Consider the following 12950-nt stretch of genomic DNA (forward strand, 5'->3'; position numbering starts at 1 on the left):
TGGCCGCGAGGCCCATGAGACCCGTGACCTCGAAGAGCGAGAGTGGCACCCGGCCCGTGCCCACGGCTCGCCTGCCGCACCTGCCTGCCGGTCTCACGACGGCATTCCGCCGACCCGCGTTGCCGAGTGGGAGCCTCCTGGCCACCTACACACACTGCATTACCGGACAGCTGACCGAACTCCAAGGGCGGATCGAGGGTCCTCAGCAACTTCCTGCCGCACCTGTCGCGCCGGAGGACGGAGGCCAACCGTTCCGGGCCGGCCCGAGGGGAGTGCGATCCGCAGGCTACTCGGCACCGCGCCCCATGGGCGCGCAGCCATAGCCGCCGGGGACCGCGCCTCCCTCCCCATCCCTACCGCGTCGCGCGCGGTGACCCGGATGAACAGCATGGCCTGTCACGACGGCGGTTGTCAGTCCTCGACTTCGACTCCATATCTGCGTGCGAGAGCGTCGAGGCCGTCGTCGTAGCCTTGGCCGATGGCCCGGAAGCGCCAGACGGGGCCTCTGCGGTAGATCTCTGCCAGGAGCATGGTGCGCTCGGTGGTCGCTGCGTCAAGGGCGGCTTGGGCGAGAGGGAGGGCGCTGCTCCCCGGGCCCGCGATGACCTGGATCGCACCGACCTCACCGAAGGTAGCGGTGCCGTCGATGGCAGCCGCGATCACGATCTTGCGGACCGAGGGCGGCAGTGCGGAGAGGTCGGCAGTGATGGTCTGTTCGGTCGGTCCGTCGGCCAGGAGGCGCAGCGTGCCGTCCGGGCTTTCCGGCGCACCGTAGAAGAGGCAGTCCTCGTCGCAGGAGACCTGTTCGTCCTCGTCGACGACGAAGGCGACGAGATCGACCTCGCAGGTGGTCTGCTGAGCCCACGAAGCGGTGAGGTGCCAGAGGGATGAACGGTCCTGGCACGGCAGATCGATGACACCGCCACGTGGCAGGACGAACGGGCCCCGCCGTCCGGGACTCGGGCAGGGGACCGCGGCGAGGATTGGCGCGTCGAGCCATTCGCCGAGGTACGTGGGAATGTCCAAAGCCTCGATGCGGCGCATACGGCGGTCTGTTTCACCGCCCGCGAGCAGGACCACGTCGGTGACGCTGGCGGACAGATTGATCGCTGCGGCTCCGCCCAAGTCGACGATTCGGGTGCGGGTGGCGGCGGCGTGCGGATGGGTGCCTCCCAGGACGAGCACGCGCCGGCCTGACAACGGCTTGACCGCAATGGCGGGCTCGGGTCGAGAGGAAGACCGCTCCCCGTCTCTCGGCGCGCGGTCGACGGAAATGGGTGTCGGCTGCTCCTTGGGCGTCGACGCTGCCCGCGCGGGCGGTGCAACAGGCTCAGCCGACGGCGCGAGGTGCAGCTCGTGCGGCGTCCCCGGGCGTACGTCGTCCAGGAGGCGAAGGAAGGTGCGCTCGTCGATGACCGGTACACCTTCAGCGACGGCGCGTCGGGCCTTGGCCGATCCCGATGAGGAGCCGTTGGTGACGAGTGCGCTGGTATGCCGGCTGACCGAGGTCATCATGTTCAGCCCGGCGGCCACCGACCGGGCGACGAGTTCAGCGCGCGAGAGGGCGGTCTCACCGGTGATCGCCACCTTCATTCCCTGCGTCAGCGGACCTCCCGGAGACAGCCTCCCGGGGCTGCGGAAGGAACATCGTGTCTTGGGAGTGCTGGGCCTGAACTGCGGGTCCTGCCGCGGCGGGCAGGCGACGAGCGGCAGCGCCATTCCGAGCTGGGCCGCTTCACGCAGCGAGGCCCGCAGTACCCCGGCCAGCACCCGTGTGTCATCCAGCGCGTCGTGCGCCTTCAGTTGGGGGATGCCGTAGTGGGCGGCGAGCGTTCCCAGCCGCAGGTCCTCGGTCGGTGGGTCCACCCGGCGGCTCAGCGCCAGCGTGCAGAGCCGCCGGGAGACGGGCAGAAACATCCGGGCCCGGGCGAACTCGTGGGCTAGGAAGTCGTAGTCGAACTGCGCGTTGTGGGCAACCAGCACGCGGTTCTGGAGCATGGCGTGGATCTGTCCGGCCACTTGGTCGAAGGTCGGTGCGCCGCGCAGCCGCTCGGCGGTCAGCCCGTGCACATGGACCGGCCCCGGGTCGCAGCCGGGATTCAGCAAGGTCGAGAATTCCCCGGTCTGTTTGCCGTCAGAGCCGATGGTTACCACCGCGACGGACAACACCCGGTCCCGGCGCGCCACCAGCCCGGAAGTCTCCACGTCCACCAGCGCCCAGTCGAAGGCGTAGTCACGCGGATTCGGCACATCGAGGGAGACGGAAGCGAGACTCATGGCGGAAAGAATGGTTCGACTTTCACCCTTCCTTCAACTGGAATGACTCTTTGTCCTATTTTTTCTTCTTCTTGGGGGGGTGGGGCCCTGGTGAGCTGCGTGAGGTGGTGGCGCCCGAAAACTTCGGGAAGCTTTCGGGAAGGGCTCCCGCGGACAGCCGTTCGAAACGGGTGTCAGCCGCGCCTCCGCCTCCGGGGTCGTTCCGGCTCTGCCGAGGTCGCCACGCTGCGTCCGCTAGACCGCCTACGACCTGCAAAAAGCCTCCGCGAGGGAGGGCTGGACGGCGTACGGGTGATGGTGCCCCCGGCAGGACTCGAACCTGCGGTCTGCTTGGAAGGCGCCTGATGGGTTGGGTAAGAGTGGGCCAGTGACCTGCAGGTGTGTGCTCGGAGGCAGGCCACGTGCCCAAACGTCCGGCGGTTGTGGCACAGGAGGTTAGCTAGCTGCGCGCTCGGCGCTGGCCAGGCAGCAACCGGATGGCGAATACGGATCCGTCGGCATGCACGGAGACGGGTCCGCCCCACTTCTTGTCCCAGGCGAGCCGGGGGCGGGTGTGGCGGGTCGCGTGCACGCTGGCGCGGTATTCCTCGGCCCGCCCTTGGGAGACGAGGTTGAAGAGACTCGCTTCCACGCCGGAGAACGCCTCGACGCGGGGGCCGTTCAGCCGGAAGACGTGGTCGGTTCCGGCGTAGGTGTCTCCGAGAAGTTCGAGACTGATGTCCTGGACGCTGCCGGTGGCGGCGTGCTCGTAGCCGTCGAATCGCTTGCAGCCCTGTCGGTCGGTCAGGTATCGAGCGGTCGCCTTGCTGGAACCGGTGAAGGCCATGAGTCCGGCCGCCCCCGTGTGACCGAGAGTCTCCTGGAACCAGGTGTAGTACTTGGGCGTCACATGGCAGCCGGGTAAGGGCTGGTGAATCACGTCGCCCTCAGGGGGCGGCTGGATGCCCGGCATGACATTCTCCTGCACGGGCCTAGCGTCCAGATTCGGTTCCGTTTCTCCGGAAGGGCTGACCAGCCATCCGCCCTGGCCCGGAGCCTGGAGCGCGTGGACGGTCACGGTGCCGTCCGTCGGCAGCTCCGTGCTGAACAGCAGGCTGGGGGTGTCGTTCCATTCGCCGACATGCACCGCCTCAGCGTGGACCGACGCAGATGCCAACTGGCCGGCCGAGGTCGCTGCGTTGCCGTGGTTGCCCTTGGAGGCGATGGGGATGACGAGGGACGGCTCGCCGGTGCGCCAGACCTCCGCGAAGTACTGCGGCCGGTAGCGGTATTTGACCTTGTGGCCCTTGTCCCTGCTGGTGAGGGCCCAACCTGCGCGCAGTGCCGTGTCCGCAGGGACGATCGTCACGGAGTGCTCGGGGAACCGCTTGCCCAGCATGTGCTTGGCGAGCGTGAGGGCGAAGCCGACGCCGAGCTCGCTGGACTGTAGGTTCTTGTACTGCTCTGCGATCTGCCGACCTTCGTCGGTCAGGCCCAGGAAGGCATCGACACCGCCTTCCAGAGCTTGGTTGTACTTGAGGGATCCCCAGTGCTCGGCCAGTCCCCGTCCCGCGCCCCGCCACGACAGTGCCGTCGCCCGGCCGAGCGTGTGCAGGACGTCCCAAAGGTTCACTTGCATCTGGCGGCTGAGTTCTGCGCGCGGGATCGTGGCGAGGTGCGGTTTGCGGCGAAGGAGTTCGTCCCCGTTCTCCTTTCTCGTCTTGTCGTCCGCCACGATGGCTGTCTCCACCTTCCCGATCAGCTCGTCGTTGGAGCGGACGGAGATGTTCGACGACTCGAGCAGATCCAGAAGTACTTTCTCGGCAGGCTTCAATGAGTCCCCCACGATTCGTACGGGTGCTTCGCGAACGCCGTGAAGGTATGGGCGAGGCGCAAGGAGCACGCAAGTGCGCAGAGGCGCACACAGGTGGGACGGACGACGTTGCCGACCCGGAGCCGTCAAGTTCCTCGCCGGATCGGTCGTCCGCCGGGTCTGGCGCCAGGTCCGAAAGGGCGTCCTCGACGAGCACGAGTACAGCTCGCCCGTCGGCAAGCGTGTGTACGACCTGCGCCACACCTGCCTGACGACCTGGCTCAACACGGCATCCCGCCGGCCCAGGTCGCCGCCTGGGCGGGCAACAGCGTCCCCGTCCTCCTGGCCACCTACACGCGCTGCATCACCGGACAGCTGACCGAACTCCAGGGGCGGATCGAAGAGCCCCAGCGGCTGCCCACCGTGCCCGCAGCCGTGAAGGGTCCGTCGGAAAACTTCGGGAAGTTTTCGGGAAAACCAGCCGCCGAGAGCCGTTCAAAACCGGCGTCAGCCGGACTGACGCCCTCGCCGCCGGGAGCCGTTCCGGCCCTGCCGAAGCCGCCGCGCCGGACCCACTAAGCCGCCCCTGACCAGCAAAAAAGCCCTCCACAAGGGAGGGCTGAGGAACGGGCGGAGAAGAGCGCCCCCGGCAGGACTCGAACCTGCGGCCAAGTGCTTAGAAGGCACCTGCTCTATCCACTGAGCTACGGGGGCCGGGTGTGGACGTGGATCACGGACCGCGGACAAGGATAGAGGTCCGGGTGCCTCGTCCCGGTTGCTTCACCTGCGTGGCACGTTGTGGAGGTTCGGTGAAGCGGTCCCGATAATCGCAGGCAGGTACGAATCCTGCACCGCTTTTGGCGTCCCGTGCGGCGGGTGTTGTGCACTCGTTATGCCTGTGTCTCGCTTGTCGCGAACGTCTCATGTGTCACTCATCCCGTTCTGTGGGGGTTCTTGCGGCGCGCACAAGGGGTTATACGCTTCAAAAACCCAACGAAATTGGGCATTCTGCACATGTGGCGACCTTGGACGTACGACCCCGGCTGATCGACGCACTGTCCGTTCTGCGCAACCGCGTCGACGCCGCACGCTTTCCACTGCCACTTCGGGGTGCTGCCCGGGCCCGGCGCAACCGGGCCGAACTGCTCGCCCAGCTCGATGACTATGTGATTCCCCGCCTGCGCGCTCCGCAGGCCCCGCTGCTCGCGGTGATCGGCGGATCGACCGGGGCGGGCAAGTCCACGCTGGTGAATTCGCTGGTGGGGCGGCGGGTCTCGGAGGCGGGGGTGTTGCGGCCGACGACGCGTACGCCGGTGCTGGTCTGTCATCCCGATGATCTCCATTGGTTCGCCGGGCCGCGTGTCCTGCCGCAGCTCGCCCGGGTGTGGGTCCCGGAGCAGGACGACGGTGGTGAGGACGAGTACGCGGCGGGGGGTGACGGCCTGGGCCGGGGCGACTACGGGGTGCACGGCGAGGGCGGAGTGACCGGAGTGACCGGAGTGGGTGGAGTGGGTGGTGCGGGCGGGATGGTGCCCGGTGGTGTGCGGGGGGTGGCCGGCGGGCACGGCGTACGGATGGCTCATGGGCCGCGTACGGCGCACGGGCTCGCTGGGGGGCGTGGCCCCGGGCCGCGGCAGGAAGTGCCTGGGAGCGGTGAGCAGGGCGCCGCGTACGGCTACGGCTATGGCTACGCGGCCGGGGGGCGGATGGCCGGTGGGGGCGTGGCCGGTGGTGGCGATGGGGGCGGAGACGGTGGGGCGTACGAGGACGGGGCGTACGAGGGCGGGGCGTACGAGGGCGGGGCGTACGAGGGATTGGCGAGTGGCAGGGGTGCAGGCCCGGGTGGGGAACCGGGTGTGGGTGCGACGGGGGGTGGGGGTGAGGCGGGGCTGCTCACGGTGCGGATCGAGACGGATCGGGCATTGCCCAGTGGGCTGGCGCTGCTGGATGCCCCGGACATCGATTCGCTGGTCGCGCGCAACCGGGAACTGGCCGCGGAGCTGATCTGCGCGGCGGATGTATGGGTGCTGGTCACCACGGCTGCCCGGTACGCGGACGCGGTGCCCTGGCATCTGCTGCGTACGGCCAAGGAGTACGACGTCACGCTGGTGACCGTGCTGGACCGGGTGCCGCATCAGATCGCCACGGACATTTCCGGACGGTACGCGGAACTGCTCCAGCGGGCCGGCCTCGGCCATGTCCCTCGCTTCACCATTCCCGAGCTGCCCGAGTCGGCCGGAGGCGGGAGCGGTCTGCTGCCCGCCACGGCCGTGGCGGCGCTGCGGGGCTGGCTGGAGCGGCATGCCCAGGATCCCGTCGCCCGCACCGCCGCGGCGGACCGTACGGCCGCCGGAGTGATCGCGTCGCTGCGCAGCCGGCTGCCCGCGCTGGCCGGGGCCGCCGCCGCGCAGCACGCCGCGGCGCTGCGGCTGGCCGGCCGGGTCGAGGAGGCGTACGAGCGGGCCGCGGAGCGGGTACGGCAGGAGGTCGCGGCCGGTGAGGTGCTGTCCGGGGACGCCCGGGCCCACTGGCGTGACCATGGGCTCGACGGCCGGTCGGACGAATTGCTGGACGCGTTGACCGACGGGCTGACCTCGCTGCTGACCTGTGCCGTGGAGGAGGCCGATGAGCGGGCCGCGAGTGCCTGGCGGCAGGATCCGGCGGCCACCGAGGTCTCGATGTCGGCCGCCGCGGGAGCGACGGGCGCGGGCGGCCGGCTCGGCGTGATCGTCCGGCGCTGGCGGCGCTGTCTGGAGGAACTGGCCGAGGAGGAGACCCGTGAGGCGCGTGCCGGGCAGGCCGGTGAACGGGCGGGGTCGGTGGAGCCGGAGGAGTCGGCGGCGCTGTTGGCCGCCGCCTTGCTCGGCGGCCGGCGGGCCCGTACGGCCGGCGAGAACCTCGCCGACCTCTTGGGGGCCCAGACCGCGCTGCGGCTCTGCGACCGCGGTGCCCGGCTCCTGGCCACGTACGTGGAGCGCGCCCTGGACGGTGAGCGCGAGCGGCGGCTGGCGCCGCTGGACCAGCTGACCGTGCCACTGGACCAGCAGGCGGAGTTGATCGCCGCGCTGTCCGTTGTGCAGAGGGAGCGGCAGGAGGAGTCGGAGAGGCGGAAGCGGGCGCGGGACGTGGACGAGCGGGAGCGGGAGCGGGAGAGGCCGATGGAGATGGAGAAGGAGGAGGTGTCGGGGTGAGTGATTTCGAGGCGGCGGCTGGTTCCGGGGAGATCTCGGAGAAGAGGCGGGAGGCGGGGGAGGGGGAGACCGAGGAGAGGCCGGGGCAGCGTGTGATTTCGGGGGAGCGGGTGAGGTCGGTGGGGTCCGTACGGCCTGTGGAGGTCGGAGGAGCTGCACGGGCTGACAGGGCTGACAGGGCTGACGGGGCTGACAGGGCTGGAGAGGCCCGAGAGGTCGGAGAGGTCGGAGGGGGCAGAGGGGGCGGAGCGCTCGTGGAACCTGTGGAGTCTGTGCGGGAGCTGGAGCTGGAGCTGGAGACGTGCGTGGGGGCGGAGCCGGTTGTGCGGGCGGCGGTGGTGGGTGGGGCGTGGGATGACGGGTTGATTGCGCGGCGGGCGCGGGATGTGGGGGTGCCCCGGCCACTGGTGCGGCGGGCGGGGAGTGAGGAGCAGGTGGAGACGCCTGTGGCGGCAGGTGTGGCGTCGTCGGGTGGGAGCCAAGTTGCGTCAGGGGGGTGGGCGTATGGCGCGTCACCTGCTGAGTCACGTGCCGGGTCACGGACCGAGTACCGGGCCCGGGCCCTTGGCGATGGCTGTGGTCACGCCCGTGGTGGGGCGATGGTGCAGCCGCGTTCGCCGGCGGGTGTGGAGGGTGGGGCCGAGGGCGCGTACCGGTGGGTCACGGGCGGCGGGCGGCGGGCCGTCGGGGGTGGGCTGCGCGGGCGGCTGGATGCCCTGCGGGAGTTGATCGCGCTGTCCCGGTCCCGGCTGGACGGGCGGGCGCTGGAGGGCGCGGGGCGGGTGCTGGAGACGGCGGACGAGCGCTACCGGCTGTCCGGTGAGCACACCGTCGTCGCCATCGCGGGGGCGACCGGCAGCGGCAAGTCGTCACTGTTCAATGCGCTGGCCGGGGCGAATCGTTCACAGGTCGGGCCGCGGCGGCCGACGACCGCGGAGCCGGTGGCCTGTGTCTGGCCGGGCAGCCGGGCGGGTGCGGAGGGGCTGCTGCACCGGCTGGGCGTGCCCGCGCACCGGCGGCACGCCCCGGCGGACGGTAGCTCCGAGCTGCACGGACTCATCCTGATCGACCTGCCCGACCACGACTCCTCGGCCACCGAGCACCGTGCTCAGGTGGACCGGATGCTGGAGTTGGTGGACGCGGTGATCTGGGTGGTGGATCCGGAGAAGTACGCGGATGCGGTGCTGCACGAGCGCTATCTGCGGCCGTTGGCGGGCTACGCCGAGGTCATGTTCGTCGTCCTCAACCAGGTGGACCGGCTCCCCGGGGACGCCGCCGACCAGGTGGTGGACGATCTGCGCAGGCTGCTGGACGAGGACGGGCTGGCACTCGGCGAACACGGGGAGCCCGGGGCGGCGGTGCTTGCACTGTCCGCCGCGACCGGCAGGGGCGTGGGTGAACTGCGGGAGATGCTCGGCCAGTTCGTCGCGGAGCGGGGAGCGGCGGACCGGCGGCTGGCGGCGGATGTGGATGCAGCCGCCGAGCGGTTGCGGTCCGTATATATGGCACAGAGCCGGGTCGGGCTGACCGAGCAGGCCCGGGCGGAGTTCGACGACCGGCTGGCGGAGGCGGTCGGGGCGGTGGCCACGGGGCGCGCGGCGGAACGGGATTGGCTTCGGTACGCAGAGCGCGCGTGCGGGTCACCGTGGGCGCGGATGCGGGGGTGGCGGGGAAGCCGGTGGGGGGTCCGGGGCTCCGGGGCCGGGGCAACGGGCGTAGGGGCCTTCGGGGGAGGGCCGACGGGTGCTGGGCGGGCGGATGCCGGGCGGACCGGTACGGGGAGGGCAGGTACGGGGAGCGCCGATGCGTGGAGGGCCGGTGCAGGTCAGACCGGTGCAGATCAGACCGGTGCAGGTCGGGCCGGTGCACGTCGGGCCGCTCCGTGGCGTCACGGCTTGTGGCGGGGCCTGGCAGGGCGGCAGGGGTCGTCCGGTTGTCTGCCGTCGGCCGGTGGTGTGACCTGTGGTGCGGCCGGTGAGGGAGGGGAGCCGGCAGTGGACGGCCGGGCAGCGGCGCGGGCCGTGGTGGAGCAGGCCGTCCGCACGGTGGCTGCTGAGGCGGCGCATGGATTGCCGGCGCCCTGGGCCCAGGCGGTGCGGGAGGCAGCGGACCGGGGGGCGTACGGGCTGCCGGAGGCGTTGGACAAGGTGGCGGCGGATGCCGAGGAGTCGCTGCGGGGCGGACCGGGTGGGAAACCGCGGTGGTGGAAGGTTGCCGCCTCGTTGCAGGGGATGCTGTCCGTACTCCAAGTCGTCGGTTTGCTGTGGTTGCTGGGCGCGGTCACGGGGGCCGGTGGGGCGACGGCTTGGGTCTCCGGACTGCTGCCCGCGCTTCTCGGCTCGGTGGGCGGACCGGCGCTGGCGTGGCTGTGCCGGGTGGTGGCACGCGGCCCGGCCAGGCGTTACGGGCAGGACGCCGAACGGCGGCTGCGGAGTGCGGCGGCCGGGTGCGGACGGGCGCGAGTCCTGGAACCGGTCGCTGCCGAGCTGTTGCGCTATCGCGAGGTACGGGAGCAGTACGCGGTGGCGTCGGGTGTCTGATGGTGGGTGCGTGACGGGCGGGCGCCTGATGGTGGGTGCCTGACTACGGCGCCTGACACCGGGCGCGTGACGGGGTGTTGCCTGACGCTGCTGTTGCCTGGTGGCGGGTGCTTGGTGCCGGGGCCTGACCGTTGGCGCCTGACGGTGGGCGCGGGGACGGTGGGCCCGGACGGCGGATTCCCTCTCCCGGGTGGCCGAGTTGTCCACAGCCGGTCGACCGTCCACAGGCCGCCGCGGCACCCGCCGAATCCGTGCAGCATGAGGTCAACGCAGCGCGAGCGGCACATGACGGGAGCGAGCGCATGACGCGGGGGAGGCGTGTTCCGTGAACGACACGATGGTGACGCTGGTGGGGAATGCCGCAACAGCGGTGGAGCACCGGCAGACGACGGCGGGCGTGACGGTGGCGAGGTTCCGGCTGGCGGCGACGTCCCGTCGGTGGGACCGGACGCAGGAGCGCTGGACCGACGGGGGGACGAGTTTCTATACGGTCCGGGCGTGGCGTGCGCTCGCCGACAATGTCGCGGCGTCGGTGGCGGTGGGGGAACCACTCGTCGTCCAGGGGCGCTTGCGGCTGCGGGAAGGGGAGCAGCCGCCTGAACGGGGCGGGCAGCGCTGGTTCTCGGCGGAGGTCGATGCCGTGGCGATCGGCCACGATCTCGCACGCGGCACCGCCGCTTTCCGGAGAGTCGTCCGGCCGCCGCGTACGGACGGCGACCACGGGCCGTCCCCGTCATCGTCGCCGCACCTCTCACCTTCGCCGTGGCAAAGGGCTCCCGAACAACAGGAGTCCGGGGAAGAGATGTCGCCCGCCGGCCGGACACCGCCGAGCGCCGCCGGGCCACCGACGGAACCGACAGAACCTACAGAACCGACAGAGCCGATAGAGCCGATAGAGCCGATAGAGCCGACAGAACTGATAGAGCGGACAGGGCCGACAGAGGGGGAACCACCGGCGGCCGGGGAAAGGGAGGCACCGGCGGCCAGGGATGCACGGGCGACCGGGGAGGCGCGGACTCCTGCGGAGGCGCCCGCACCTGCGGAGGCGCCTGCACCGGCGACGGTAATGACGCCCGGAGAGGTGCCGACACCGACACAGGCCGACGCACCGGCACCGGCGGCGGCACCGGTACAGGTCGTCGCACAGAAGCCCGCCAGGAGACCGGCACAGGTCGTCGCACAGAGGCCCGCCAAGAGACCGGCACTCGCCCCGAGTCCGGCGCTCGCCGAGAGTCCGGCACTCGCAAAGGGACCCGCCAAGAGGCCGGCGTCCACCAAGAGACAGCCACTCGCCAGGAGGCAGTCACCCGCCAAGAGACCGGTGGCCGACGCGATTTCCCCGTCGCCCGAGCCTCCGGAAGCCTTCGCTCCGGCGGCCTCAGCTGCAACCCATTCGCCCGAGAAGGCTGCTGTGTCCGGAAAAGTTCCGGGGATTTGTCGATAATGGCAGGTCAGGGTGCCCGTTGTCGGTAACGATTGCGATTCGGATCGCTTATGGGATGCCATTACTGGGGACCCTGATGCGCCTGCTCCATAAGATCCGACAAGTACTCACGGGGGCTGACGTGTTCGGCTGTTGAGTTCTTTGGGATCTTTCCGGCGAGGCATCCTCTCCCACTCGACCGCCTCGCCCAGAGGGGAAATCATGCTTTCGATGAAGAGGCGGGGCGCAGCTCGCCTTGCCGCCGCGGTCGTGGCCTCGGGCCTGGTCGCGGCGGGTGCGATAGCCACCGCGGGCACTGCCGCGGCGGATGACACGACCCCCACGCACGGGGGTGCCACCGCCACGCTCGGCGGTCTGAAGACCTTCGACCAGGCGGTCGTGCACAACGACGGAGGGGACCAGCGCGTAGGCGCGGGCCTCTTCGAGATGGCGGTCGACAACGGCGGCACGCTCCAGACGTACTGCATCGACATCCACAACCCGACGCAGCAGCAGGCGAAGTACCAGGAAGTGCCCTGGAGCGCCTCGTCTCTGCACAACAACGGGGACGCGGGCAAGATCCGCTGGATTCTGCAGAACTCGTACCCGCAGGTGAACGACCTGGCCACGCTCGCCTCCAAGGCCGGCGCCGGGAACCTCACCGAGAAGACCGCCGCGGCCGGCACCCAGGTCGCGATCTGGCGCTTCTCCGACCACGCCAAGGTGGACGCGGTCGACCCGGCGGCCGAGAAGCTCGCCGACTACCTCGAGAAGAGCGCACAGAACGTCGGCGAGCCCAAGGCGTCGCTGACCCTTGACCCGCCCGCCGTCTCCGGCAAGTCCGGCAGCAAGCTCGGCCCGGTCACCGTGCACACCAACGCCGACAGCGTCACGATCTCCCCGGCCGCCGGTGCGCCCGCCGGTGTGAAGGTCGTCGGCAAGGACGGCAAGCCGGTCACCAGCGCCGCCGATGGCACCCAGCTGTTCTTCGACGTGCCCAAGGGTGCCGCCGACGGCAGCACCTCGCTGACCGCGCAGGCCGCCACCAAGGTCCCGGTCGGCCGCGCCTTCACCGGTATCGGTGAGCACGCCAAGAGCCAGACCCAGATCCTGGCCGGTTCCAGCGAGTCCACGGTCTCCGCGGCCGCCACGGTCTCCTGGAAGAAGCAGGGCGCCATCCCGGCGATCACCGCCGAGAAGAACTGCGCCAAGGGTGGCGTGGACGTCACGGCGGCCAACAAGGGCGATGAGGCCTTCCGCTTCCAGCTCTCCGGCAAGAGCTACGAGATCGCCCCGGGCAAGTCGCAGACCGTGACCGTCCCGGTGTCCGAGGACCAGCCGTACAACATCACGATCAAGGGTGAGGGCGGCTTCAAGAAGTCCTTCTCCGGGGTCCTGGACTGCAAGACCGCCGGCAGCGGCGGCGGCAAGCCCTCCACGCAGCCCAGCCCGGCCTCGGTCGGCGGCAGCACCACGGGCGGCGACAAGGGCGGCGACCTCGCCGAGACCGGTTCCAGCAACGCCACCCCGATGATCGCGGGCATCGCGGTCGTCCTCGTCGTGGTCGGCGGCGCCGCGGTGTTCTTCCTCCGTAAGAAGAAGGCCGGCACCCCGGCTCAGTGACACCCGGTTCACTGACACCCGGTTCAGTGACATCCGGTTCAGCGACACACGGCGTCCGGTGACACCCGGCGTCCCGGTGACACCTGACCGGAGCCGGTGAGAGT

At 70.5% G+C, this 12950-nt stretch carries 6 protein-coding genes and 2 tRNA genes; 4 read left to right on the top strand and 4 right to left on the bottom strand.

Annotated features, from left to right (window positions below; genetic code table 11):
• Nucleotides 1-411 precede the first annotated feature (411 nt).
• The 4 genes from ACF088_RS11470 to ACF088_RS11485 all read right to left on the bottom strand — a co-directional run bounded on the left by ACF088_RS11470 (nucleotide 412) and on the right by ACF088_RS11485 (nucleotide 4783).
• The gene (locus ACF088_RS11470) at nucleotides 412-2277 is read right to left on the bottom strand and encodes a TerD family protein (RefSeq protein WP_392375433.1); all 1866 of its coding nucleotides are present in this window, start codon (nucleotides 2275-2277) and stop codon (nucleotides 412-414) included.
• A gap of 295 nt (nucleotides 2278-2572) precedes the next feature.
• Nucleotides 2573-2671 (bottom strand) — tRNA-Gly (locus ACF088_RS11475).
• Between the two features lie 45 nt (nucleotides 2672-2716).
• Entirely contained in the window at nucleotides 2717-4102 is a 1386-nt protein-coding gene (locus tag ACF088_RS11480; RefSeq protein ID WP_392375434.1) for a hypothetical protein, read from the bottom strand.
• A 608-nt stretch (nucleotides 4103-4710) separates the two neighbouring features.
• Nucleotides 4711-4783 (bottom strand) — tRNA-Arg (locus ACF088_RS11485).
• Nucleotides 4784-5085: 302 nt separating this feature from the next.
• Between ACF088_RS11485 and ACF088_RS11490 the strand changes: the two genes are divergently transcribed.
• From ACF088_RS11490 to ACF088_RS11505, 4 genes are all read left to right on the top strand, one after another.
• Entirely contained in the window at nucleotides 5086-7260 is a 2175-nt protein-coding gene (locus ACF088_RS11490; protein WP_392375435.1) for an ATP-binding protein, read from the top strand.
• A 599-nt stretch (nucleotides 7261-7859) separates the two neighbouring features.
• Entirely contained in the window at nucleotides 7860-9800 is a 1941-nt protein-coding gene (locus ACF088_RS11495; RefSeq protein WP_392375436.1) for a GTPase, read from the top strand.
• A 337-nt stretch (nucleotides 9801-10137) separates the two neighbouring features.
• A complete protein-coding gene (locus ACF088_RS11500; protein WP_392375590.1) occupies nucleotides 10138-11244 on the top strand; it encodes a single-stranded DNA-binding protein in 1107 nt (368 codons plus the stop codon).
• A 201-nt stretch (nucleotides 11245-11445) separates the two neighbouring features.
• A complete protein-coding gene (locus ACF088_RS11505; RefSeq protein ID WP_392375437.1) occupies nucleotides 11446-12846 on the top strand; it encodes an LAETG motif-containing sortase-dependent surface protein in 1401 nt (466 codons plus the stop codon).
• The last annotated feature ends 104 nt before the right edge of the window (nucleotides 12847-12950 follow it).

The sequence above is a fragment of the Streptomyces sp. NPDC015125 genome, assembly GCF_043080045.1.
Taxonomy (GTDB): Bacteria; Actinomycetota; Actinomycetes; order Streptomycetales; family Streptomycetaceae; genus Streptomyces.